At 39.7% G+C, this 25,027-nt stretch carries 23 protein-coding genes; all 23 read right to left on the bottom strand.

What is annotated here, in order from left to right; genetic code table 11:
* Positions 1-44: 44 nt before the first annotated feature.
* Complete coding sequence (cotE, locus tag PDT38_RS03660; protein ID WP_172294989.1) at positions 45-593, bottom strand: outer spore coat protein CotE; 549 nt, start codon at positions 591-593, stop codon at positions 45-47.
* Positions 594-798: 205 nt separating this feature from the next.
* Positions 799-1,230 (bottom strand): RicAFT regulatory complex protein RicA family protein, encoded by a 432-nt coding sequence (locus tag PDT38_RS03665; RefSeq protein ID WP_270799086.1) that lies wholly within the window; start codon positions 1,228-1,230, stop codon positions 799-801.
* A 1-nt stretch (position 1,231) separates the two neighbouring features.
* Positions 1,232-2,761: a tRNA (N6-isopentenyl adenosine(37)-C2)-methylthiotransferase MiaB gene (miaB, locus tag PDT38_RS03670; protein WP_270799087.1), complete on the bottom strand. Its 1,530-nt coding sequence runs from the start codon at positions 2,759-2,761 to the stop codon at positions 1,232-1,234.
* A 212-nt stretch (positions 2,762-2,973) separates the two neighbouring features.
* Positions 2,974-3,234 carry a stage V sporulation protein SpoVS gene (gene spoVS, locus PDT38_RS03675; RefSeq protein WP_003181955.1) on the bottom strand — a complete coding sequence of 87 codons (261 nt, stop codon included), beginning with the start codon at positions 3,232-3,234 and terminating at the stop codon, positions 2,974-2,976.
* Between the two features lie 187 nt (positions 3,235-3,421).
* Complete coding sequence (locus PDT38_RS03680; RefSeq protein WP_270799088.1) at positions 3,422-4,216, bottom strand: TIGR00282 family metallophosphoesterase; 795 nt, start codon at positions 4,214-4,216, stop codon at positions 3,422-3,424.
* Positions 4,217-4,302: 86 nt separating this feature from the next.
* A complete protein-coding gene (rny, locus tag PDT38_RS03685) occupies positions 4,303-5,862 on the bottom strand; it encodes a ribonuclease Y (RefSeq protein WP_270799089.1) in 1,560 nt (519 codons plus the stop codon).
* Between the two features lie 278 nt (positions 5,863-6,140).
* A complete protein-coding gene (gene recA / locus PDT38_RS03690) occupies positions 6,141-7,175 on the bottom strand; it encodes a recombinase RecA (protein WP_270799090.1) in 1,035 nt (344 codons plus the stop codon).
* Positions 7,176-7,337: 162 nt separating this feature from the next.
* A complete protein-coding gene (locus tag PDT38_RS03695; protein WP_270799091.1) occupies positions 7,338-8,594 on the bottom strand; it encodes a competence/damage-inducible protein A in 1,257 nt (418 codons plus the stop codon).
* A gap of 20 nt (positions 8,595-8,614) precedes the next feature.
* Positions 8,615-9,196 carry a CDP-diacylglycerol--glycerol-3-phosphate 3-phosphatidyltransferase gene (pgsA, locus tag PDT38_RS03700; RefSeq protein WP_270799092.1) on the bottom strand — a complete coding sequence of 194 codons (582 nt, stop codon included), beginning with the start codon at positions 9,194-9,196 and terminating at the stop codon, positions 8,615-8,617.
* A 65-nt stretch (positions 9,197-9,261) separates the two neighbouring features.
* Positions 9,262-10,155, bottom strand: coding sequence for a helix-turn-helix domain-containing protein (locus PDT38_RS03705; RefSeq protein WP_270799094.1), 894 nt, complete (start codon positions 10,153-10,155; stop codon positions 9,262-9,264).
* Positions 10,156-10,173: 18 nt separating this feature from the next.
* Positions 10,174-10,965 carry a YmfK family protein gene (locus PDT38_RS03710; protein ID WP_270799096.1) on the bottom strand — a complete coding sequence of 264 codons (792 nt, stop codon included), beginning with the start codon at positions 10,963-10,965 and terminating at the stop codon, positions 10,174-10,176.
* A 316-nt stretch (positions 10,966-11,281) separates the two neighbouring features.
* On the bottom strand, positions 11,282-11,539 hold the full coding sequence (locus tag PDT38_RS03715) for a DUF3243 domain-containing protein (protein WP_270799098.1): 258 nt from the start codon (positions 11,537-11,539) through the stop codon (positions 11,282-11,284).
* Between the two features lie 70 nt (positions 11,540-11,609).
* The gene (gene ymfI / locus PDT38_RS03720; protein ID WP_270799100.1) at positions 11,610-12,341 is read right to left on the bottom strand and encodes an elongation factor P 5-aminopentanone reductase; all 732 of its coding nucleotides are present in this window, start codon (positions 12,339-12,341) and stop codon (positions 11,610-11,612) included.
* A gap of 78 nt (positions 12,342-12,419) precedes the next feature.
* The gene (gene yfmH, locus PDT38_RS03725) at positions 12,420-13,703 is read right to left on the bottom strand and encodes an EF-P 5-aminopentanol modification-associated protein YfmH (protein WP_270799102.1); all 1,284 of its coding nucleotides are present in this window, start codon (positions 13,701-13,703) and stop codon (positions 12,420-12,422) included.
* On the bottom strand, positions 13,700-14,980 hold the full coding sequence (gene yfmF / locus PDT38_RS03730) for an EF-P 5-aminopentanol modification-associated protein YfmF (protein ID WP_270799104.1): 1,281 nt from the start codon (positions 14,978-14,980) through the stop codon (positions 13,700-13,702). The genes yfmH and yfmF overlap by 4 nt, the downstream gene beginning before the upstream one ends.
* Positions 14,981-15,314: 334 nt before the next feature.
* Positions 15,315-16,562 carry an MFS transporter gene (locus tag PDT38_RS03735; protein WP_270799106.1) on the bottom strand — a complete coding sequence of 416 codons (1,248 nt, stop codon included), beginning with the start codon at positions 16,560-16,562 and terminating at the stop codon, positions 15,315-15,317.
* An 89-nt stretch (positions 16,563-16,651) separates the two neighbouring features.
* Positions 16,652-17,380, bottom strand: a complete 729-nt coding sequence (locus PDT38_RS03740) for a GntR family transcriptional regulator (protein WP_270799108.1) — start codon at positions 17,378-17,380, stop codon at positions 16,652-16,654.
* A gap of 154 nt (positions 17,381-17,534) precedes the next feature.
* Positions 17,535-19,868, bottom strand: coding sequence for a DNA translocase FtsK (locus tag PDT38_RS03745; protein WP_270799110.1), 2,334 nt, complete (start codon positions 19,866-19,868; stop codon positions 17,535-17,537).
* Positions 19,869-19,983: 115 nt separating this feature from the next.
* Complete coding sequence (locus PDT38_RS03750) at positions 19,984-20,199, bottom strand: YlzJ-like family protein (RefSeq protein WP_270799112.1); 216 nt, start codon at positions 20,197-20,199, stop codon at positions 19,984-19,986.
* Complete coding sequence (locus PDT38_RS03755; RefSeq protein WP_270799114.1) at positions 20,196-20,942, bottom strand: ClpP family protease; 747 nt, start codon at positions 20,940-20,942, stop codon at positions 20,196-20,198. Before PDT38_RS03755 ends, PDT38_RS03750 begins: the two co-directional genes overlap by 4 nt.
* A 136-nt stretch (positions 20,943-21,078) precedes the next feature.
* Positions 21,079-22,743 carry a ribonuclease J2 gene (rnjB, locus tag PDT38_RS03760; RefSeq protein WP_270799115.1) on the bottom strand — a complete coding sequence of 555 codons (1,665 nt, stop codon included), beginning with the start codon at positions 22,741-22,743 and terminating at the stop codon, positions 21,079-21,081.
* 145 nt (positions 22,744-22,888) lie between these two features.
* Complete coding sequence (gene dapA / locus PDT38_RS03765) at positions 22,889-23,758, bottom strand: 4-hydroxy-tetrahydrodipicolinate synthase (RefSeq protein ID WP_270799116.1); 870 nt, start codon at positions 23,756-23,758, stop codon at positions 22,889-22,891.
* Between the two features lie 26 nt (positions 23,759-23,784).
* Positions 23,785-24,999, bottom strand: coding sequence for an aspartate kinase (gene dapG / locus PDT38_RS03770; RefSeq protein ID WP_270799118.1), 1,215 nt, complete (start codon positions 24,997-24,999; stop codon positions 23,785-23,787).
* Positions 25,000-25,027: the final 28 nt, after the last annotated feature.

Raw genomic sequence — 25,027 nt, forward strand, 5'->3', positions numbered from 1 at the left:
ATAACACAAAAAAGAAACTAGGGCGGTGTTTCCCTAGCTTCCTTTTATTCTTCTGGATCTCCTACTAAAAACTCGGGATTGATATCCTCCAGTTCTTCATCTAGTTCTTCTTCCCATGCATCTTCTTCATCGCTTTCTGTCCAATTAGAGTTAACTTCAACGACAACTTTTGTTTCACCCACCACTTCAGATAAAAACTCTCGTTCTGCCTGAACAACGACTTTGTTTCCATTTGGAGAAATCGTTACTTCCAAACAATTTGGTTGCTGAAGCACTTTTGCAATGACTTCATGTTCATCATCTAAGTAGTTTTTGTCACGATATCTGAGTTTGATCACATCAACATATGAAACGCGTTCTGTGACAACCTCTGTTTTTGTGTTGTCAGCATATGAATACCACACATTAATATCATAGGTCCCTTCAATTTCAACCGTTTTGCCGACTTTTTCAGCGTCATACTTATGATTGATAATCCATCCCCCTAAAATACTGGTTGGCTTTTGTGAAGGGGAGATTGTATGAGTACACTGGGTGAATTTCCGGCCTTTCGCAACCACCGCTTTTGTAATAATTTCCCTGTATTCAGACATTCAGTCATGCCTCCTTGTTTTTGATCATGTTATTTTATGCTGGGCATTTGTCTCATGTGCTAAATCCTAAGAAATGAAAAAGAGAGTCTTATATTATGAATCTGTTTAAGTGTATGCACAAAAGCGGATAAACTTGACTTAAAATGCGAAAAGAAAAAGACATACCATTTACACAAAAAAACAGCACCTTTTAAAAGGCGCTGAATTACAATGAGCAGCTAGGTTGTGAGTTTTTAACTTTTGAACCGGTTTCTCCTGTTAAAAGATTCCCTCCGGTCGATTGAATGATCTCATTTGTCACTTGGTTTGATATTGTATGAGCAACGAGTTGAAGAAGATCGTTAACTTCCATTTGAGATTGTCTAAATTCTTGGATAATCGGAATCCCATCAAGCTCTTCCTGAAGCGCATCGATTTTTGCTTCTGTTTGTTTTAACGCTTCATGTTTTTCATAATGTTTAAAGTTGACTGCTTGCTTTTGTAAGGCTTTGATTTGATTGATAATATTTGTAATCTTACTATTTTCATTAATCTGTTCTTCAGCCTTTTTAAAGAAGTCAACTTCTTCTGTTTCTGCCATCATTTTAGCAAGTTCGCGTGCCTTTGTGACAATATCTTTTTTTGTGTAAAGAGTCATTTTATTTCACCTCGGTTGCTTCTCCTACCATTTTTCCGTCAAGCGACCATGTTTTCGCCTGATCAATTTTCACCTGAACAAGCTGACCAATTGCTTCTTTTGGCCCCTTAAAGTTGACAAGCTTGTTTTTTCGAGTGTAACCTGCGAGAATATCAGGGTTGTTCTTACTTTCACCTTCTACTAATACTTCGACAACTTGACCCTCATATTCCTTCATTTTCTTGGCAGAAATTTCATTGACCAGTTCATTTAAGCGTTGAAGACGTTCTTTCTTAACCCTCATTGGAACATTATCTTTCATCTTTGCTGCCGGTGTACCTTCACGAGGTGAATAAATAAACGTATAAGCACTGTCAAACTCAACCTCTCGATACAAGGAAAGTGTTTCTTCAAACTGTTCTTCTGTTTCATTAGGGAAACCTACAATGATATCGGTTGTTAAAGAAGCGTTTGGTATCGCTTTTTTGATCTTAGCGACTAATTCAAGATAACGTTCACGGTCATATTTACGCGCCATTAACTTCAATACTGCTGAACTACCAGACTGAACTGGAAGATGGATATGATCCAACAGATTGCCGCCTTTTGCAAGCACCTCGATCAAGTGATCATCAAAATCACGCGGATGGCTTGTTGTAAAACGGATTCTAGGAATATCAATTTGATGGAGCTCATCCATCAAATCGCCGAGACCGTATTCTATGTTCTCGAAATCTTTTCCATAAGCATTAACGTTTTGTCCGAGGAGCGTAATTTCTTTATAGCCTTCTGCCGCAAGCCTTCTGACTTCCTGAATGATTTCTTCAGGACGTCTGCTGCGTTCTTTCCCTCTTGTGTATGGTACAATACAATACGTACAGAATTTATCACATCCGTACATGATGTTCACCCATGCTTTAATTTTACCATGGCGAACTTTTGGTAGGTTTTCAATAACGTCTCCCTCTTTAGACCATACTTCAATAACCATTTCTTTTGAAAGATAAGCTTCTGATAACAGTTCTGGCAGGCGGTGAATGTTATGTGTACCGAAAATCAAGTCAATGAATGGATGTTTTTTCAAAATTCTGTTGACAACTGACTCTTCTTGTGACATACATCCACAAACACCGAGAATCAAATCGGGATTATCTTTTTTTAGAGCTTTTAAATGACCGATTTCACCAAATACTTTATTTTCCGCATTTTCTCGGATAGCACATGTGTTTAACAAAATGACATTGGCATCTTCTGTCGAGTTGGTCGGTTCATAGCCAAGAGCCATAAAAATTCCAGCCATTACTTCTGTATCGTGCTCATTCATCTGGCAACCGTATGTGCGGATATAAAACTTCCGTCCCTCACCAATGCCTTTGTACTGCTCTGCGATTTTAAAATCGTTATGATATTCAACGGCTTCTTTGCCACGTTTTTTTGCGTCCTTTAATGAAGGCGGAATATAAACAGCTTCAAAATACTTGCTGTAATCCTTTTCGGATTTTTTGTCCGCTGGATTAACCTGTCCGCTTTCAGTTCGCTGTTTCTCATTCATGTTTTTTGTCTCCTTTCAAACAAACTCACTCTTCAGTATAAAGGTTCCAGGCTGCCAATACAACCTAGAACCCATCATTATATACTAAATGAAAATGATTATCAATGGTTTTTTGTGTTTAGGTTTTTGTACCGCCATTTTCTTTAACCAAAAACAACCCACTTACATCTGTAAGTAGGTTGAAGCATATGGAATAGCAAGTTCTTTGTCTATCAGCGAGGTTCTACAATCAATTTAATCGCTGTTCGTTCTTCACCGTCAATTTGAATGTCGGTAAAGGCCGGGATACAAATCAGATCAACTCCACTTGGTGCGACAAATCCACGGGCAATCGCCACAGCTTTTACAGCCTGATTTAGTGCTCCTGCTCCGATTGCTTGAATTTCTGCAGCTCCTCGTTCTCTTAAAACTCCTGCGAGTGCACCTGCAACTGAATTCGGATTTGATTTTGCTGAAACTTTTAATATTTCCATTCCTGCTCCCCCTCTAAATTTACAATAGATAAGTGAGTGTTCATTAGAACAATCATTATTAGATGTTGCTATTTCTAAAGCCATCCCCAATATTGCTTTTCAAAAATAGCAGGGTACCTTCCATTTTTACTATATTCACTAAAAGATCTGGATATTCCTGCTTTCTATTTAATATTTTTCTAAAATGCTATTCAAAAAACATATGATCATCATTAATTAAAATTCGGTCAATCTTAACAGCTTTTTTACTTTGTTCATCGATATCTATGACAACTGCACTTAATGTCGTACGACCTTCGGCAACTTCAAAGCGAACAGGAAGGTTTGTTTTAAAGCGTTTGATCACTGCTTCTTTGTCCGTTCCGAGAATTCCGTCATACGGACCGGTCATCCCCACATCAGAAATATATGCTGTACCTTTTTCAAGCACACGATTATCAGCGGTTTGAACATGTGTATGTGTTCCGACAACAGCTGACACTCTCCCATCTGTATACCAGCCAATCGCCTGTTTTTCACTAGTTGCTTCAGCATGAAAATCGATGAAAATATACGGCGTTCTTCGAGAAGCTTCTTCAATTAACTCATCTACTTTTTGAAAAGGACAGTCAAGCGGAGGAAGAAATGTCCGACCTTGCAGATTGATGACAGCCAATTCCTTTCCGTTTGCTTTTGTATATGTCATTCCTTTCCCTGGCGTGTTCTTCGGAAAGTTAGCAGGTCTGATCATCTTGGGAACATCATCAATAAAATCGAATATTTCTCTTTTATCCCATGTATGGTTTCCCATTGTGATCACATCAGCTCCCGCTTCTATGATTTCATGATATATTTTTTCAGTTATGCCTTTCCCATGTGCAGCGTTTTCTCCATTTACGATGGTGGCATGCGGTTTATATTTTAGTTTTAGTTTTGGTAAATAGCTTTTGAGCATATGTCTGCCGGGTGAACCGACAATATCTCCTACAAATAGAATTCTCATGTTTTGACCCTTTCTTTTTTAAAATAGGCTTTTTAATAGTGTTACATAAGAAAACAAAAAAATAAAGCGATGCATGCTGCACCACTTTATTTTGCATATTCAACTGCTCTTGTTTCCCTGATCACAGTTACTTTAATATGTCCAGGATAATCTAGCTCGTCCTCAATTCGTTTTCGAATATTTCGTGCCAGACGATGGGCTTCTAGATCGTTAATTGAATCTGGTTTTACCATGATCCGCACTTCCCGTCCAGCTTGTATCGCAAATGACTTTTCAACACCTTCATATGATTCAGAGATTTCTTCCAATTTTTCAAGCCGGCGAATATAGTTTTCAAGCGTTTCACTTCTTGCACCAGGTCTTGCGGCTGACAACGCATCGGCTGCTGCCACGAGCACTGCGATGATGGAAGTTGGTTCCTGATCTCCGTGATGTGATGCGATACTATTGATGACGACTGGATGCTCCTTGTACTTGGTGGCAAGTTCTACACCAATTTCAACATGGCTTCCTTCCACCTCGTGATCAATCGCTTTTCCAATATCATGAAGAAGTCCTGCCCGTTTAGCAAGTGTGACATCCTCTCCAAGTTCTGAAGCCATTAGACCGGTCAAAAATGCCACTTCCATGGAATGTTTCAATACATTTTGACCATAGCTTGTTCTGAACTTTAAACGGCCGAGAATTTTGATTAAATCCGGATGAAGACCGTGAACACCAACTTCAAAAGTCGTTTGTTCTCCCATTTCACGAATATAATCATCCACTTCACGGCGGGATTTTTCAACCATTTCTTCGATTCTGGCAGGATGAATGCGGCCATCCTGAACGAGTTTATCAAGAGCGATTCTAGCAGTTTCCCGTCTGATCGGGTCAAATCCCGAAAGAATAACAGCTTCCGGTGTATCGTCGATGATAAGGTCGATACCCGTCAACGTTTCCAATGTACGGATATTGCGCCCTTCACGTCCGATAATACGCCCTTTCATCTCATCATTTGGAAGATTAACAACTGAAACCGTTGTCTCAGCTACATGATCAGCCGCACAACGTTGTAGGGCCAATGAAAGAATATTTTTTGCTTTTTTATCAGCCTCTTCTTTCGCACGATTTTCAGTTTCTTTCATCATGATCGCGATGTCATGGGAAAGCTCATTTTCAACTCGTTCGAGAATGATTTGTTTCGCTTCATCGCGCGTCAGACTAGAAATCCGCTCTAATTCTGACTGCTGCATACGAATCATTTCATCCACTTTGCTTTCCATCTCTTCAATATGTTGTTGTCGTTCATTCAGAGAATGATCTTTCTTCTCCAACATCGCTTCCCGTTTATCTAATGATTCATCTTTTCGGTCAAGGTTCTCTTCCTTTTGAAGTAAACGGTTTTCTTGTTTTTGAAGCTCATTTCGTCTTTCACGAACTTCTTGTTCAGCTTCTATCCGAAGCGTGTGAATCTCGTCCTTTGCTTCAAGAAGGGCTTCTTTTTTCAACGCTTCCGCATCTCGCTTGGCGTCTCCAAGAATTTGTTCGGCTGCATGATGCGCACCTGAAATTTTTGCTTCGGCAATGATTTTACGAACATAGTAGCCAACAACTAAACAGAATAGGCTCAGCAAAATGGAGATGAGAATTGTTAAAGGACTCATACTTTCACCTCCTCTTGCTATGAACTTGTTTCTTGCTAAAAGTAAGTGTCGGCATGTACATTGTGCTATCTCTCAACATACAGAACCTTCACAGGGAATGAAAATCGTTTCACTGCCCTTGTCAAGTTTAAATGTTTATCAATCATGTTAAGAAAAACAAGTGATACAATTTCATTGTAATTGTGTGGGAAATACTTGTCAAGCTTGCTGTCTTAACGTTTCTCATCTCACTTAAACACAGAAAAAGGCTGCCGATCTTCGCCGGCAACCTTACATGATTAAATTTCGAGTTCTTCCTGAGCTTCTTCTTGTGAAGCAGGACTACCTGTATCTAGTCCGTAATGCTCCCTGATCTGCTCTTGAATGGTAAGAAGGATATCTTTGTTTTCTTTAAGGAACTGTTTTGCATTTTCACGTCCTTGCCCAAGACGTTCATCTTGATAAGAATACCATGCTCCACTTTTTTGGACAATGTCAAGCTCTGTTCCAAGGTCGATGATTTCTCCTTCTTTTGAAATGCCTTCACCATACATAATATCGACTTCAGCTGTCCGGAAAGGAGGTGCCACTTTGTTTTTCACGACTTTGATTTTCGCCTTATTTCCCATGACATCATTTCCTTGTTTAAGCTGTTCAGCACGGCGTACTTCAAGGCGAACAGATGAGTAGAATTTCAGTGCTCTTCCGCCAGGAGTTGTCTCAGGATTACCAAACATGACACCGACTTTTTCACGAATTTGGTTAATAAAGATTGCGATCGTTTTCGATTTATTAATCGCTCCGGACAGTTTCCGAAGCGCTTGGGACATCAATCTTGCTTGCAGTCCGACATGTGTGTCCCCCATTTCACCTTCGATTTCAGCTTTCGGAACAAGAGCTGCAACAGAGTCAATGACAACGATATCAACAGCTCCGCTTCTGACAAGCGCTTCCGCAATTTCAAGCGCTTGTTCTCCTGTGTCAGGTTGTGATAGCAAAAGCTCATCAATATCGACACCCAATTTTTGCGCATAAACTGGATCGAGTGCATGTTCAGCATCGATAAATGCCGCCTGACCGCCCTGTTGCTGAACTTCAGCAATCGCATGAAGCGCCACCGTGGTTTTACCGGAGCTTTCCGGTCCATACACTTCAATAATCCGGCCGCGTGGATATCCGCCTACACCAAGGGCTGCATCGAGGGCTAAAGAACCGCTCGGAACAGTTGAAATTCTTGTTTCAGTTTGTTCACCGAGCTTCATAATTGAACCCTTACCAAACTGTTTTTCTATTTGTTTAAGCGCCATATCTAAGGCCGCCTGACGATCACTCATTCTATTTTTCCTCCTTTATCACTTCCGCTATATCTACTATACCTTGTTTATACGAATTTGCCAAGAAAAAAGCGAACGCATATTCGTTTTTTTTAACGAATACAAACAATAAAAGAATGATCCCTCAGAGAGAAACATTCTTTTTGAAAAGGAAAAATCTTATTATGACTTACTTTCTAGCATTTTTAATAACAGATAACAAGCATATTTAGCTGAACGTCTTTGAATACTTGATCTAGAACCGGCAAACATGAATTCAAACACCTCTTCAAGTTTTCCATTTATTGAGATGGCCATAAACACTTTCCCTGGAGGGTGTCCCTCTTGTGTATTCGGACCAGCAACACCTGTAAAGCTGATTCCGATATCACTGCCTGTTTTGTCTCTTATGCCTGCAGCAAGTTCTTTCGCACATTGGGCACTGACCGCACCAAAACGATTCAAGGTTTCTTCCGCAACTCCGACACCATCACGTTTCAGTTCGTTCGTATAACAGACAACACCGCCTTTGAAGTATTCAGATGCTCCGCTCAGCTCTGTCAACCAGCTAGAAAACAGACCACCAGTAAAGCTTTCTGCAGCAGAAAGTGTCATCCCTTTCTTGACACAAGCTTTTGCAAGTTCTTCCACAAGCGATGTATGACCATATCCGTAAAAAAACTCTCCGACCCGCTCTAAAATACGGTCTTCCATTTCATTTAAAAGTCGGTTTGTCTCAGAAATATTGGTGTGTTTTGCCGTTAAGCGGAGTGTGACCTCTCCATCGGCCGCTAAAGGAGCAATTGTCGGATTTGTCTGTGCATCAATAATATCTTCTAAATCGGTTTCTAGCTGAGATTCTCCGATTCCAAAGAATCTGAGAACTCTCGAAACAATTCTTTCTTTAGAGGCAAGTTTTTCTAAAATTAACGGCTTCGCTTCATTTTCAAACATTGGCTCCAATTCTTTCGGTGGACCAGGAAGAAGCATATAAAACTGAGATTCATGCTCGAAAAACATCCCTGGTGCCATGCCAAATCGATTGGGCAAAACAGTCGAACCTTCAAGAATCATCGCCTGTTTCCGGTTGTTTGGAGTCATTGTACGGTTTGTCTTTTTAAAATAATCTTCAATCGATTGAAAAGCTGCAGTATCAAGCTTGAGAGGCCTTCCAACAGCCTCTGCGATCGTTTCTTTTGTCAAATCATCTTTCGTCGGTCCAAGTCCGCCTGAAAAAATCAGAAAATCAGATCTTTCATGTGCGGTTTGAATCGCTTGCTTTAAACGATCAGGATTATCTCCAACAGCCGTGTGATAAAAAACATTGATCCCGATTTCAGCCAAGTGTTTGCTAATAAATTGCGCATTTGTGTTAACGATCTGCCCGAGCAGAAGCTCTGAGCCGACGGCAATAATTTCAGCTTTTCTTTCCAGTTTCATTGTTTCCACTTCCCCAATAATTAGTTCGATGTTTTTAAAGCATCCCAGTTTTTAACAAAATAATCCCATCCAGAGATGAGTGTGAAAAAGACTGCTACCCATAAAGCAAGCAAGCCAAATGGGAAAGACACGAGTTCAAAAGGCAGATTATGAAGTAACAAAGCTGAAATCGCAATAATCTGTGCCCATGTTTTTACTTTTCCTAACATATTGGCTGCTACAACTTCTCCTGTGCCAGCGAGTACAAGACGAAGTCCTGTTACAGCAAATTCTCGGCTAATAATGACAATCACCATCCAAGCAGGGGCAAGATCGTACTGAACCAAAATAATCAACGCTGATGAAACGAGTAATTTATCTGCAAGAGGATCAAGGAATTTCCCGAAATTCGTCACCAGGTTGAGCTTTCTCGCGTAGTACCCGTCAATCCAATCGGTAACAGAAGCAAAAATAAACAATAGTGCTCCAACCAAATGAGTAACAGGGATTGATTCGGTTCCGAAAGACAAGGTTCCCCACTGAAATGGAACAAGCATAATGATCATGAAAATAGGAATGAGCGCAATTCTTGAGAGTGTAATTTTGTTTGGTAAATTAAACATTAAGGTTCCTCCATATGTATCGTTTTAGTGTTGATGAACGCAAGAAAAAGTCATCTCGCCTATGGTTAAGATGACTTTTCCTCCTTCTTATTTTGAATCGTTATGTTTTGTGTTATCACACTCTTTGGATCAAGTTCATAAGAAAGAACTTCTCCATTAAGTTTTATTTCTACACCAGGCGCATTTCCGATCCGTAAATTAATCTGTTTCTGATCGGTTATATTTTTTTCAAAGGTTTCTCCTTTTTTCATCATTCCTTCTTTAAGAGACTGTCCTTCTCCATCCTGAACTCTAACCCAAGATTTGTCTGTTGCTTTCATTTCAAGCTCCAGCTTATCAGCTCCTGATACTTCATAGGTTGTCGAGCTCCCTTTACTGTCAGTGGCTTTGATGCTCAACTTTTCCTTTTTATCAGCCTTTTGTTGATCTTCTTCTTTTTTGTCCTCGTCTGCGCCACCATTTTCTTTCTTCTCTTTTGTTAATGGTGAATCTTTAGGGACTTCGTACTTGCTTTGTGACTCCTCAGCTTTAGGATCGTCAGCCTTATGTTGGTTTCCTCCACCATTTACCATTTGGATGACCACATAGATGATTGCGATCACGACAATAATCCCAGCGGTAACGAGCAAAGTTGGCAAAAGCTCAAGCACTTTAGAAGCTGATTTTGGAAGTTCCTTCTGTGGCTTAATAGAAGAAATCCGCTCAGAAACATCGTCATTATAAGAATTCGGGATATCCTTTTTATACTCTTCAAATAAGAGCTCTGAGTCCAAACCAACAGCTTCTGCGTACTGTTTGATAAAAGCTCTCACATAAAACTTTCCTGGTATAATTTCGTAGTTTCCTTCCTCAAGCGCTGTTAAATATCTCTTTTGGATTTTTGTTACCGCTTGAAGGTCGGCTAACGACATTCCTTTTTCCTCTCTGGCTTCTTTCAGCCGAATTCCTAGTTCAGTCACAACAAAACACCTTCCATTCTAAAAATCAAAGCCAGAAAAACCAGAATGGTCGAACATTTGTGGTTCTTCGGCATGTTCATATGTAATAACCTCATCAGGTTTGTTACGCAATTCAATAATATAATCAAAGTCATCCATCGTATATTCAGTATTTTGCACAAAAATATCTGGATGTTCGACAACTTTTGTCGCAGAGAGCCGCATAATTTCACTGACGAGCTGTAAATGGCGTTCAGATCCTCTTCTTGTAGAGACAATGCCATCAAGTATAAATACATTTTCCGTACTATACTCATCAGCAATTAACTGACTTCTAATCGTTTGTTTTAAAAGAGTGGAAGACAGAAACAGCCACCTTTTACTGGCACAAACACTGGAAGCGACGATCGATTCTGTTTTACCTACCCGCGGCATTCCGCGAATTCCAATCAGCTTATGTCCGTCTTGTTTAAACAGCTCAGCCATAAAATCGACGAGCAGACCGAGCTCTGCACGCTCAAAACGAAATGTTTTTTTATCATCGGCATCCCGTTGAATATAGCGACCATGCCTTACAGCGAGACGATCCCTCAGCCTTGGTTCTCTCAGCTTTGTCACCTTAATCGTCTCCATTGTATTCAAAATCGATTCAAGACGTTTAATTTGATCTATATGACGGCATTTTAATAAAAGTCCTCTTCTTGAAGTATCAACACCGTTAATTGTAATAATATTAATTGAAAGCATCCCCAACAAAGAGGATATGTCTCCCAGAAGTCCGGGGCGGTTGACTTGGATCTCATATTCTAGATACCATTCGAGTTTTGCCAAATGAGAACCTCCCTACACATCATCTTGACAAAAATTTACCTTCCTTTATCATAAAGCATTTTGGCCTAATTAGAAAGCAGAATGTTATATTAAATAAGAAAAACGTTCGTTTTCCAAAATTGGGCGAGTTTTTTAAGAGAATGGAAGAAAAACAAACCGTACTGTGCTACAAAAAAGAGAGAGTAAACACTCTCTCAGACTGTCCTAGAAAATCCTAGGCAGTTTTTTATATGATCGATATTGATGTAGATATGAAAAAAGTGAGGGTTATTCAACACTGTGCCCTGAAAACCCTCACTTTTTTCTTACACTCCATTTAATGTGAGGCGTTGTTTTCGACAAGCTTGACCATCACATTGGCAATGGCACGTTGCTCTTCTTCTGAAGCAACACTCCACAAATCAGCAAGTACTCTTTCTTGATGGTTTTTAGAATCGACTTCAGTCGCTAAGTAATCACCTATCTCATATGCTAGATCTGAGATGGTTTCGTTTGACATTCCTTTATTCTGGGCTTCGTTCAGACGGTCACCCAAAAAGTTTTTCCACTGGTCCCAGTTGTCCAGTACTGACATATCAAGCCCCTCCATTCTCTTAAAGTTACAGATTTATTATTCTCGGAGGGATGACAAACTATACATGTTTTTAACAATGCCAACCACCATTTACCGATAAAATTTGGCCAGTAATATATGATGCTTTTTCTGAAAGTAAAAACTCAACTGCATCCGCAACTTCTTCAGGCTTGGCGAGTCTCCCCATCGGAATCTCTTCTGCCAGCATGGTGACTTCCTCTTTTGAGAAAGCTCCCATCATGTTTGTTTTAACCGCTCCCGGAGAAACAGCATTTACTCTGATACCACTTGGGGCAAGCTCTTTTGCAAGAGCTTTCACAAACAAATTTTGCGCCCCCTTTGTCATACTGTATAACACTTCACAGGATGCCCCGGTTTCGCCCCAAATCGAAGTAATCGCGACGATGACACCGGTTTTCCTTTTGATCATAGCTGGCAGTAAGTTTCTTGTTAACAGAAATGGACTTGAGATGTGAAGCTGTACCATTTCTTGAACATCTTGATCTGACATGTCAGTGACAAGTCCATGATAGCTTTGTCCGCTGTTCAAAACAACAGCTTCAAGCTCCCGCTCTCTAACAGAAGCGGAAATAGCTGCCGCCCCTTTTGAATCAGTGAGATCACTATCAATGATCTCTGTCTGAATCCCATAACTGTCGGCCAGCCGCTTGGCAAGATGACTGGCTGCTGTTTTATTTGTGTGGTAATGAAGGAGTAAATGATAGCCATTTTGGGCAAGCCTTTCGCTGATACATTGCCCAATTCCACCACTTGCTCCAGTAATAAGTGCCCATTTTGCCATTGGTTCCACCTTTCTTTTTAGAAAAGAAAAATCCAGCGTGATTTAATGTTGCTCACGCTGAATATCTTCTCCATTCTTCTATTTCGGCACAACTTTGCAAACAGTGATACAATCTTCTCTCACTTCTTCTTCAATGACTCGCTGCACATCTTCCAATGTGATCGACTCAAGCACAGATACAATATCAAATAAACTCGTTTCCAAAAAAGCGTAGCGTGTAAATTGATTCGCGATATAATCCGGTGAGTTCAATGATCTTAAATACGTGCCGATTTTTTTCTTTCTTGCTAATTCTAGTTTTTCGGCTGTGATCGATTCTTTTGCTTTGAAAAGTACTTGTTTCAGTTCACCTGCAAGATGATCCGGTTCTGTCGTGTCACCACCTACAGAAATAAAACCAAAGCCATGCTCTTCCGTATAATCATAGCTGAATGTTTCATCAATATAACCTTTTTCATAGATCCTCTCATAGTCTGTAGAGCTTTTGCCAAACAAACACTCAAGAATTAGATTCATTGTTAGCTCATGTCGTAAGAGCTGTTCACCAGTATTTGAAGGATTAACGCTTTTTAAACCGACTAAACATTTCGCGTTTTGGACATTCATTTTGATTTCTTGTTCTTTTTGATATACAGCTGCTGGTTCTTCTATATGTTGGCGAACAATTTCTGGCTGGTCTGTATAGGATTTATTCTGCTGATTTTCACGAACTTGGCGAATGATCTTTTCTGGATCTACCGGACCGACGATAAACAACAACATATTACTTGGATGATAAAATGTCTCATAGCATTCATACAAAAGATCCTTCGTAATATGGGAGATGCTTTCAATTGTTCCGGCAATATCAATCTGTACAGGGTGTTCTTTATACATATTGTCGATTAGACCGAAAAACAGGCGCCAATCCGGATTATCATCATACATGTTGATCTCCTGGCCAATGATCCCTTTCTCTTTTTCAACCGTTTGCTCAGTAAAATATGGATCTTGCACAAAATTGATCAGTGTTTCTAAATTTTCCTCAACATTTGCTGTACTTGAAAAGAGATACGCCGTTCTAGTAAACGATGTAAAGGCGTTTGCTGCTGCACCTTGTTTGCTGAATTCCTGAAAAATATCACCGTCTTCTTTTTCAAATAACTTATGTTCCAAAAAATGGGCAATCCCATCTGGTACACGCACCATGTTATCTTTTCCTAGTGGGACGAATTGGTTGTCTATTGAACCATATTTTGTGGTGAACACAGCATATGTTTTGTTGAAGCCCGCTTTCGGAAGGACATAAACATCAAGCCCACCGGGCATTTTTTCATAATATAACGTTTCTTTCAGTTGTTTAAACTCGATTGGTTTTGTCAAGATGCTCCCTCCGTCCCTTTCAAAAAGTATGTGGTATCCAATTCGATTTTTTCTCCCACTTTTATGATGTCTTCTTTTGAAACGTTGGCAATGTTGGCAAGCCATTTTTCCAAAGCAAACTCAGTTTGAGCTGCAGTCTGTTGATAAAGGAATTCAACTAAGCCATATGGTGTGTCAAGCGTTTCAAGAATCTGATTTTTAATCACCGCTTTCGTCTGATCGATGACATCTTCTGTGAAATTGCCTTTTTTCATTTCTTGAAATTGCTGATTGATAATCTCAACAGCTTTTTGATAATTGCCCACTTCAATTCCCGACATCACCATTAAGAGCCCCTTAAAACTTTCAATTCGAGATGCGGCATAATAAGCAAGACTCGCTTTTTCTCGAACATTGATAAACAATTTCGAATGAGAAAAACCACCGAATAGTCCATTGAACAACAGTAAAGCTGGATAATCTTGGTCTGTAAAAACCGTATTTGTCCGAAAGCCCATGTTCAGTTTCCCTTGTTTGACATCTGCATCTTCGATCACTTCACGGGGCTCTGGCTTGTGGTTGCGTTGTATATCAGCAGCTTTTCGACCCTTTCTTTCTTCTACGTTAAAATACGAAGAAATCAATTGTTCAACTTGGTTTTCATCAACATCCCCAACAATGTATAAGTCGAGTTGGTCTTCGCGAAGCGCTTTTTGATATGTTTCATAAAGACTTTGAGGGGTAATATCTTCAACATCTTTAAGCTCTCCATTGACATGTAAAGCATAAGGTTCATCTTTGCACATTTCTTGAATGAGTCTTAAGTTGGAATAACGCATTTTATCGTTATAAACAGCTTGAATTCTTTGCTTTAAAGTCCGCTTTTCTTGTGAAACATATAATGAATGAAAAACACCGTCTTCAAGAGCAGGTGAAAAAATGACATCTCTAACAAGCTCAAGTCCTTTTTCTAAAAGAGGAGTTTGTTCTTTTAAATATTTTTCGTTCGCAATATCAAGCCGAAACGTGATGACATGCTGTTCGCCCTTTTTAGATAAATCCGCCGATACCGAAGTTCCATAAAGCTCATCCAAGTATGTCCTGAATGCAGATGTGCTAGGATACTTACTTGTTCCCCGCAAAAGCACATGCGGAAATAGAGCTCTTTTTGTCACTTCTTCGTTTGTTAAAGGGGAGAGTAATTTAAAAATGATCGAAATCGTTTTAAATTTTTCTGTTTTGACAATGTGATATGTCAACCCCTGATGTTTTCCCTTTATTTCCTTCAGGTATGTCATAAAGAGCCTCCTTTATTGTTTTTTATTATGTATTATGACCATATATGCGTATTACTCTAATACTGTTTGGTTGTAATTATATCAACTGGAGGATGATTAAGGAAATCAAAACACTCTTGACCTACTATACAGAATACATTGATCGTTTGACGGAAGAATGAACTGACTGTATGACAAAACAGTCACTAGGTGCCACAGACAAACTTTATACTCTTCATTCAGAAAAATAGACGAGAAGAAGTGGAACCTCGGTTCAAATATGGGCTATTGTCTTGTCACCACAATATCAGCACTATTTGATTTCCAGTACGTTTCATCTCTGGATATTAAGAATTTATACTGTTTCCACCGCTTCATTTTCATTTTTCTTTGGATCTATATAAAATAACACAAGCGCTAGAGCAACCAAACTGCTTAAAAGCGATACGATGAAAATGACCCGCTCAGCACCTGCCATCATATAGGCAAAAACGGGCGGTCCAAGAGCCACTCCAATAAACCTCATACTGTTATAAAAAGAGGAGATTGTTCCCCGCTCTTCTTTTTCTATCCCTTCTGTAATCAGCGCGTCAAGTGAAGGAAGAGCAATACCGATTCCAACACCACCGAGACTCATAAATAAAAATAACGGATAAAAACTGTGCTTCCACCACAGTCCTGCAAAAGCCAAAACAAGGAAGGCCATTCCGATGATCACATATATTTTCATTCTGATTTTATTGTTGCCAATCAGCTTTCCAGCTAAGTATGAACTGACCGACAAAAAAAGCAGTGGGATGCTAAGTAACGCTCCCTTGATGATTCCTTCAATCTGATATTTTTTTTCAAGATTGTCTGACAGGTAAAAAAGCAGGCCAAACAATAGAAACATAATAATGCCACCAATCATAAAAATAGACACTAGCCAACGCCCCTCCCGTTTTAAAATTCCATGAACAGATTTAGCAAAATCTTTGACTGATTTCGTATCACCTCTGTTTTCTTTTTCCTTTGGCTTAGGAACAAAAAATAAGACGAGGAAAAAGCTGATCAAACAAACAACAGGAATAAACCAAAATGGCATAAACCAGACCCATGAAGCTAAAAAAGCACCTAGGATAGGGCTTAATACTTTTCCAGCCGTATTGGCAGTCTCAATATCTCCAAGTCCCGCGCTAATATCTTCATCTTTTTGAAATAAATCACCGATAAATGGCATCACGATTGGAGCTGCCCCTGCTGAACCAACTCCCTGAAGAACACGCCCTGCCAAAATCATGATATATGGGTCTTTGAACATCACTGCAGCAATCCCGGCTACTGCACCCCCCGCGGATGCAATGAGCAAACATGGCAACATGATTTTTTTTCTTCCATAGCGATCTGATAAGTAGCCGGTGATCGGAATACAAAGAATCGCTACAATCGAGTAAACCGTGATAATGAGCGAAACTTGAAATGAAGAGATATTTAATTTTTTTTCAATAACAGGTAGCACCGGAATCAGCATCGAGTTACCAAGCGTCATCACGAGCGGGACGGAAGACAACGCGATAATGCTTTTAACATCTTTTTTTTCGCTCAACTGTTTCACCCAATTCATTGAAAATGTCTATCATCTAATAGTTTGGCTTAATGAAGGCATGTTTATGTGCAAACAAAAAACAGCCGCTCTGATAAGCGCCTGTTTGTTTATGAAAAACATTTTCTGACAACATGAAACCTGAATTTATCAGCCCGAAAATAATTTAAAGAAAATAATACAGGTCTGTCATTTTGATCATAGTGGATTTGCTTTAGCAATAAAAGAGCTGTTTCAGGGTCACATTCAAGAATTTGGGAAATTGTATCATGATAGCCAATTGGTTCAATATCTGTAACCGCATAACTAATCACAGCCCCCGCTTCGTCTTTTAACCATTCGAACATTGATTCCTGCCCGTGTGAAAATCCTTTTGGAAGAATCGTCATCGGTATTTTATCCAAGCAGTAAACAACAGGTCTTCCATTTGCCGTTCTTACCCGCTCAAGCAAAAAGATCTCGCTCTCTTCTTCATTTTGAAAATGAAGCAAGTCTTCTTCAGTTGGGACAGTTACCCGTGATGACAGAAAAATCGTTCCCGGTATCATGCTCGCTTGCTCAATCGTTTTTGTGACACTGTTTAGCTGTTCAATGCCTGAAAGAAATAAAGGTTTTGAGTTTACAAATGTACCTACACCATACCTTCTGCAAATCACTTTTTCCTCTTCCAACATATGAAGCGCTTCACGTAAAGCTGATCTTGTGACACCCAATATTTTTGACAGCTCAAACTCAGACGGGAGCTGTTCATTTTCGCGATAAATTCCTTTTTGGATATCATTTTTGATCCGATCAATCACTTTTAAGCATAAATGTTGATTGTCAGCTTTTATAGACATGTTTTCCCTCCGTCTGACAAGATCAGATAAAAAACCCCTTTATTTGAGAACAACTATATCATGTTTTGTCATATAAATAAAGAGCTTTTTGGTTTACATAATATTTTTATGCGTAACCAAAAACTTGGTTAAAACTCATACCGAATGCCCCTCTTCAAGATGAGAGCCCTTCATATTGATCTTTTGACATTAAAACCTCCCGTGGTTTTGAACCTTCATAAGGTCCAACAATTCCTCGTTCCTCCATGGCATCGATGAGCCTAGCCGCCCTCGTATAGCCAATGCGAAACCTTCTTTGCAGCATAGAAACAGATGCTGTCTGCATACTGACAACAAGTGCAACTGCTTCATCATAAAGATCATCTGTGACTTCATTGAGCGTTTCAGGTGTGTCCTCAGGAATCATCTCTTCTTGATATTGAGCCTTTTGCTGTTCAATGACATGGTCAACGATTTTTTCTACTTCTTCGTCTGATAAAAAAGCTCCTTGAACACGAAGCGGTTTATTTGCTCCAACTGGTAAAAACAGCATGTCCCCTCTTCCAAGAAGTTTTTCTGCTCCACCCATATCAAGAATCGTTCGCGAGTCAGTCTGTGAAGATACACTGAAAGCAATTCTTGACGGAATATTGGCTTTAATCACCCCTGTAATAACATCAACAGAAGGACGCTGTGTCGCAATAATCAAATGAATTCCAGCCGCTCGTGCCATTTGTGAGAGTCTTGTAATCGAATCTTCAACATCAGAAGATGCAACCATCATCAAATCAGCAAGCTCATCAACAATGACGATGATATATGGAAGTTCGGGTTGTTTTGCTTCTTCAGCTGAATTCGTTCTTCTGATGTGTTCGTTATACCCTTCAATATTTCTTGTTCCAGTATGGGAAAATAACTCATAGCGCCGTTCCATTTCATTGACAACCTTTTTTAAAGCTTGTGATGCTTTTTTCGGATCTGTGACAACAGGAGCGAGCAAATGAGGAATTCCGTTATAAACATTAAGTTCAACCATTTTCGGATCAATCATCATCATCTTGACTTCATGCGGTTTTGCTCTCATTAAAATGCTTGTGATAATACCGTTGACACAGACACTTTTTCCGCTTCCAGTTGCCCCTGCAACAAGAAGATGCGGCATTTTATTCAATTCAGCTAACACCGCTTCACCGGAAATATTTCTTCCAAGTCCGATCATTAGTTTTGCATCAGGACGGTCATTGAATTTAGATTCTAATACTTCTTTTAAGGAAACCATTGCAACTTCCGCATTCGGCACTTCAATTCCAATCGCTGATTTTCCTGGTATTGGAGCTTCAATACGAATATCTTTAGCAGCAAGTGCAAGTGCTAAATCGTCACTCAAATTGACAATCTTGCTGACTTTAACACCGACATCAGGATAGACCTCATATTTTGTTACTGCAGGGCCAAGGTGAACTTGAGTAACTTTTGCTTTCACTCCGAAACTTTGAAACGTTTTCTCAAGTTTTCTGGCATTGTCATAAATATTTTTTTTGTCAGTCTGCTGACCCGAATGCTTCGGATCATCAAGTAACTGAATTGGTGGAAGCTGATAATCTTTATTTTCAAGCTCTGTAAAAGTCATCTCAGGAGAGGTTTTGATTGTTTTAATCTCCTCTGACTCAACAGTCTTGTCCAATGGTTCAGGGGATTCAACAACTTGATCATCAAGCTGTTCATCACGATCTGCAAAACTTGATATAATCGGCTCTGATTGGATAACTGGATCGGAATCTATTTCCACATCTTGAACAGGAGTTTCAGGTGACTTCGATTTTCGCTGTGTCTTCTGTTTTTTTCCTGATGCCTTTTTTGAAGAATGAGTTCTAAGTTGTTTGAGATCATTGAGAAACGCCCGCCACTGATTTTTAATAAAAGATGCAGTTGGTCCCAACCATTTCATGATTGTCTCTTGAAGTGAACGATCAGTGATTAGGAGTAGACCAATCAAGATCAAAAAAATCGCAATAATTTTCGAGCCTGTTGAAGCAAAGAGAAAATAGGATGCTGCAAACAGTAAAGCTCCGATCATTCCGCCACCAAGATCTTGAGGACCTACTTCGGTTTTGATATCCATTAAAAATAGATTCCACGTATTTTGAATCACACTGGGAGACTGAATCATTGACCTGCCTGCTAATTGTTGAAATAGCTGAACATGAGACAGTAGCAAAACACTTGCAACAATACAATAAATTCCGGCTTTTCGTCTCGTTAAAAAGCGGGGCATTTTTTTCTTCCAGAATAGTGATATACCTGTCAAAAAGAGCGGAATGAGACATAAAATAAACCATTCACCTGCGAAAAAGCGAAACATATAAATAAATGTCTGACCAGCGATACCAAGTTGTAATACCGCAATAATTGAAATGGCGATACAAATTAAACCGTACAATTCAAATTTAAGATTCGTCTTTTTGACTTGTCTTTGCTTCTTTTTCGATTTTCTTTTTCTTTTTGCCATGCCCATCACCTTACCACACATATAAAAAGTAACCGAGAAAAGAGAAAGCAGCCTGTTGCGGCTGCAATCCTTCCTGATCTCACTATTATAGCATATTTATCATTGATACTTTGAGCTATTTGTAAAATGTCAGTTTCAATGTTTGCCCAGGTGCGGTTTCTTGATTTAAATAGTCCATGGGATTTGTACTAAGTACTTGAATCACTTTAGCTTCTTCTCCATTCATTTCGATGAGAAGTGGTACGCCATTTACATCAACCTGCCTCCGGTTTGTTTCTTCCATCTGGCTACCAAAAACGAGTTCATGCGGCATCATCGTATATAGGATCATTGAACCATCCTCTCATCACTGCTACGGGTTTCTTCGATTAGTTCATTCAACTTTTTAATGGCCTGCCCCACTCCGCCCGTTTCATTGATTAAGCCATATTTCACCGCATCTTTTCCAACGACATTTGTTCCAATATCCCTTGTTAGATTTCCTTTGGAAAACATTAACTCCTTAAATTTATCTTCGGAAATATTGGAATGGTTCATGACAAAATTGATAACCCTGTCCTGCATTTTATCAAGATACTCAAATGTTTGCGGTACACCGATAACAAGACCGGTCAATCGAACCGGGTGAATTGTCATTGTAGCCGTTTCGGCAATATAGCTATAATTACATGAAACCGCAATTGGCACACCTATAGAATGGCCGCCACCAAGCACAATGGAAACTGTTGGTTTAGATAGTGAGGCCAGCATTTCAGCGATTGCAAGTCCAGCTTCTACATCACCGCCAACTGTATTTAAAATGATTAACAATCCTTCAATTTTTGGATTTTGCTCAATAGCGACAATTTGCGGAATAACATGCTCATACTTTGTTGTTTTATTTTGCGGAGGAAGCTGAATATGACCTTCAATTTGACCAATGATCGTCAAACAATGAATATTCGAATCTTGTCCCATTTGTGGGAGTGTTGTTTCACCGAGTTGCTGAATTTTGTTGACAATGCTATCTTTTACATCTTGTTTAGCGGGCTGTTCCTCTTGTTCTTCCCCATTTTCTGTCCGGTCTAAGCGCATATTACTCACCTCTTTCTCGAGTTTCTTTTGTATTATTAACAATGGCGTTTTTTTCATTCAGTGTAAAAAGGAAACCCGAGAAAATGAGTAAAAGGGCCCCAAAAAGTCAGAAAAACTAACTTTTCGGGAAGCCCTTTTATACTTCCATGATAATTGGAATAATCATTGGTTTTCGCTTTGTTTTTTCATATAAGAATTGATTTAAAGCATCACGCATTGTTTGTTTTAAGGCAGACCATTCAACAACGGCGTTTTCAGTACTTTCTTTGACAATATTTCTGACAAGCTCTGTTGCATCAATGATTAATTGTTCAGATTCTCTAACATAGACAAAACCTCTTGTGATAATTTCGGGTCCTGAAACAAGATTTTTTTTCTTTTTATCGAGTGTAATCACAACGATTAAAATTCCGTCTTGAGATAGAAGACGCCGATCCCTAAGGACGATGTTGCCGATATCCCCCACACCTAGACCGTCAATCAATATGTTACCTGATTGAACTTTATCGCCTATTTTCACATTTTGACCGCGAAACTCAACGACATCACCTTTTTCAATTAGAAAAATGTCACTTCGCTTCATTCCGATTTCTTCTGCAACTTTGGAATGGGCTTTTTGCATTCTGAATTCACCGTTTACAGGAATTAAATATTTCGGTCTCATCAGATTAAGCATTAGTTTTAGTTCTTCTTGACAACCGTGGCCAGAAACGTGAACACGCTTTTGTGCGAACACAACATGGGCACCTTCCCTTGTCAATAGATCGACCGCTTTTGAATAGACTAACTCCTGTCCTGGAATAGGGGTTGAGGCAATCAAGACGGTATCCCCTTTTTCAATATCAATCTGTTTATGTCCTTGTTTGGCGATTCTTGTTAAGGCAGCAAGTGGTTCCCCATGGTTGTCCCCCGTCAAAATAGCTACTTCGTGTTTAGGATATTTTTTAACATCTTGAACCGGGATGAACATGTCCTCATCAGCTATAACATAACCGAGTTTCATCGCAAGCTTGAGAATCGCTGATATATTTTTGCCTGATACGGCTAATTTTCTACCGTTTTGAAGTGCTGCGTCAATCACCTGTTGAACCCGGTTGAGGTTGGAAGCTAAGACGGTAATGATGACTCGATTTTCAGCGCTGTAGAACACATCAGATATTTCTCCTCCAACAACAGCTTCTGAAGGTGTATAACCTGGCTTTTCTGCATTGGTGCTGTCTGAAAGCAAGCAAAGGACACCGCTGTTGCCAATTTTGGCAATCTCTCCAATATCGCTTTTCTGGTTAAAAACTGGTGTCTGATCAAATTTAAAATCACCAGTACATACGATTGATCCAAGTGATGTTTTAAAGCTGATGCCAACGGAATCTGGAATACTATGGTTAGTGCTGAAAAATGAAACTTTTGTTGATTCAAATGAAATAACTGATTTGGAGTGGATTTCTCTTAAATCGGTTTTTTTATTTGAACCGTACTGCTTTAAAGATTCTTTTAAAAGGGCAAGAGTCAGCTTTGTTCCGTACACAGGCACGGAAAGTTTGTTCAAGCAGTAAAAAACACCACCGATGTTTTCTTCATGGCCATGTGTTAGGAAAATCGCCTTAACACGGTCAGATCTTTCGATTAAATAAGAAATGTCAGGGATGACGACATCGATTCCTAGCATCTCATTTTCTGGATGCATAAGCCCTGCATCAACCACAAATATGTCTGAGTCAATTTCGATAACATAAAGGTTTTTTCCAATCTCCCCGACACCGCCTAAGGCGATAATCTTAATATTTTCTGTCTTTTTTTTCAAATTGTAATCCTCCTAATCTTAGTTACCCGTCCATCATCACTTGTCCCTATTATACCTGAATCTAATTTTAGAAAACAAGAACCTTATGTATAATATAAACGGCCATACCCCGAAAAGGGGATGACCGTTTCGACCGTATATGTGTTTACAAATTGTCAATCAAGTTACTTAAGTGGAGACGTTCCTCTTCATTTAGCGGAAGCAAAGGAAGGCGAACAGAACCGACATCAAGACCTTTTAGCTGAAGAGCTGTCTTGACTGGTGTCGGGTTTGGAGCCGCAAACAAACCATTCATGAGAGGCAGCAATTTCTGATGGATCAATGCTGCCTGAGCCGTATCTCCATTCAAATAAAGCGTGATCATCTCTTGCATTTCCCGTCCAATGATATGGGACGCAACAGATACAACACCTTTACCCCCAACAGCTAGAGCCGGCAGTGTTAGGCTATCATCACCTGAATAAACAGCAAAATCTTCAGGTGTTTCGGCAACAATTTTTGCAATTCCGTCTAAATCACCGCTCGCTTCTTTAATCGCTACGATATTCGGGATTTTAGCCAGGCGGATCGTCGTTTCTGGCGAAAGTGAAACGACTGTCCGACCCGGTACATTGTAAAGCATAACTGGTAGAGAAGTCTCTTCAGCGATTGCTTTAAAATGATGGTACATCCCTTCTTGAGAAGGTTTGTTGTAATAAGGAACCACAAGCATAACAGCGTCCGCTCCAGCTTCCTCTGCTTTTTTAGTCAATCTAATAGATGCGGCTGTATTGTTGCTGCCCGTACCAGCAATAACAGGTATACGACCGTTTACTTCTTTTACACAATATTTAATAAGCGCCAGTTTCTCTTCTTCAGACAGTGTTGGTGATTCACCCGTTGTTCCAGCAACAACTAGGGAATCTGTACCGTTTTCGATCAAGTAACCGATCAACTTTTTTAATTTTTGAAAATCAACATTTTCATTTTTGTCAAAAGGAGTCACCATTGCAGTCGCAATATTTCCGAAATTCATTTTTTTCACCTCTAATAATTCCACTTTTATTTTGATAGTTCAAACACTTCATGTAAAGCATTTACAGCCGATGCCAGATGTTCCTCATGAACAAGCACCCAAATCGTTGTGTGGCTATCAGCGGATTGAAGAATGGCAATTCCCTTTTCCGATAAGGCCGTGACAATTTTTGAAGTGACACCTGGGACGCCCATAATCCCTGCTCCTACCGCTGACACTTTTGCACAATTTCTCGTTACAGCGGGGTCATAACCCATTTTTGTTAAAATATCTAATGCTCGATCGGTCATGTTTCCAGCTACTGTATATACAATTTCACTTGGTGTAATATTAAAGAAATCTACGCTAATACCTGCGCTTGCCATTGCTTTAAATACTTCTGTCTGTACATTATATTGTCCTTCTTTAGCTGGAACCTTAAACTGCGTCACATCTTTCACATGAGCAATACCTGTGATCAATCGTTCAAACACATCGCTTCCAGCTTTTGATGTATGATGACTTGTGACCAGTGTGCCTTTTTCTTTAGAATATGTCGCGCGAACCCGAATAGGTACCTTTGCCTGCATGGCGATTTCGACTGCTCTTGGATGGATCACCTTTGCACCCTGGTATGCTAAATTACATATTTCCGTGTAAGTAATCACAGGAAGGGGTCTTGCTTTTTCTACGATTCTAGGATCTGCGGTCATAACACCTTCTACATCTGTGAAAATATCAATAAATTCCGCATCTAATGCCGCACCAAGGGCAGCAGCTGATGTATCACTGCCACCGCGGCCGATCGTCGTGATATCTCCTTTTGCTGTCGCTCCCTGAAATCCGGTAACAACAACCGCATCATGATCGACCAGCATGCTGAGAAGGCGTTCTGGTTTCATTTCGAGAATTCTTGCATTTGTGTGCTGATCATCTGTCAAAAAACCAGCCTGTGCACCAGTCAATGCCGCGGCTTTCATTCCATTTTCCAACAACATGCTTGAGAAGACAACAGCAGAAATCGTTTCACCACATGACAATAATAAATCCTGCTCACGTTCGGTGATCACATCCTGTCTTCCATAAAGTAGATCCAATAATGAATCCGTCGCATATGGATCACCTTTTCGGCCCATTGCTGAAACCACAATAACAGCTTTGTATCCTTTATTAACGGCTTCTTTAACATGACTAAGGGCGAGTTTTCGGCCGTGATCATCTTTTACAGACGTTCCGCCAAATTTTTGAACGATGATTTTCAATTCATTTCACTCCACATTGATTTCGGAC

Source organism: Bacillus changyiensis (genome assembly GCF_027706145.1).
GTDB classification, from domain to species: Bacteria; Bacillota; Bacilli; order Bacillales; family Bacillaceae; genus Bacillus; species Bacillus changyiensis.

Excerpts from the sequence above, each read along its gene's own strand:
- cotE (WP_172294989.1), bottom strand. The coding sequence starts at position 593 with ATGTCTGAATACAGGGAAATTATTACAAAAGCGGTGGTTGCGAAAGGC.
- PDT38_RS03665 (WP_270799086.1), bottom strand. The coding sequence starts at position 1,230 with ATGACTCTTTACACAAAAAAAGATATTGTCACAAAGGCACGCGAACTT.
- miaB (WP_270799087.1), bottom strand. The coding sequence starts at position 2,761 with ATGAATGAGAAACAGCGAACTGAAAGCGGACAGGTTAATCCAGCGGAC.
- spoVS (WP_003181955.1), bottom strand. The coding sequence starts at position 3,234 with ATGGAAATATTAAAAGTTTCAGCAAAATCAAATCCGAATTCAGTTGCA.
- PDT38_RS03680 (WP_270799088.1), bottom strand. The coding sequence starts at position 4,216 with ATGAGAATTCTATTTGTAGGAGATATTGTCGGTTCACCCGGCAGACAT.
- rny (WP_270799089.1), bottom strand. The coding sequence starts at position 5,862 with ATGAGTCCTTTAACAATTCTCATCTCCATTTTGCTGAGCCTATTCTGT.
- recA (WP_270799090.1), bottom strand. The coding sequence starts at position 7,175 with ATGAGTGATCGTCAGGCGGCCTTAGATATGGCGCTTAAACAAATAGAA.
- PDT38_RS03695 (WP_270799091.1), bottom strand. The coding sequence starts at position 8,594 with ATGAAACTGGAAAGAAAAGCTGAAATTATTGCCGTCGGCTCAGAGCTT.
- pgsA (WP_270799092.1), bottom strand. The coding sequence starts at position 9,196 with ATGTTTAATTTACCAAACAAAATTACACTCTCAAGAATTGCGCTCATT.
- PDT38_RS03715 (WP_270799098.1), bottom strand. The coding sequence starts at position 11,539 with ATGTCAGTACTGGACAACTGGGACCAGTGGAAAAACTTTTTGGGTGAC.
- ymfI (WP_270799100.1), bottom strand. The coding sequence starts at position 12,341 with ATGGCAAAATGGGCACTTATTACTGGAGCAAGTGGTGGAATTGGGCAA.
- yfmF (WP_270799104.1), bottom strand. The coding sequence starts at position 14,980 with ATGACATACCTGAAGGAAATAAAGGGAAAACATCAGGGGTTGACATAT.
- PDT38_RS03735 (WP_270799106.1), bottom strand. The coding sequence starts at position 16,562 with ATGAATTGGGTGAAACAGTTGAGCGAAAAAAAAGATGTTAAAAGCATT.
- PDT38_RS03740 (WP_270799108.1), bottom strand. The coding sequence starts at position 17,380 with ATGTCTATAAAAGCTGACAATCAACATTTATGCTTAAAAGTGATTGAT.
- PDT38_RS03745 (WP_270799110.1), bottom strand. The coding sequence starts at position 19,868 with ATGGCAAAAAGAAAAAGAAAATCGAAAAAGAAGCAAAGACAAGTCAAA.
- PDT38_RS03750 (WP_270799112.1), bottom strand. The coding sequence starts at position 20,199 with ATGATCCTATATACGATGATGCCGCATGAACTCGTTTTTGGTAGCCAG.
- PDT38_RS03755 (WP_270799114.1), bottom strand. The coding sequence starts at position 20,942 with ATGCGCTTAGACCGGACAGAAAATGGGGAAGAACAAGAGGAACAGCCC.
- dapA (WP_270799116.1), bottom strand. The coding sequence starts at position 23,758 with ATGAATTTCGGAAATATTGCGACTGCAATGGTGACTCCTTTTGACAAA.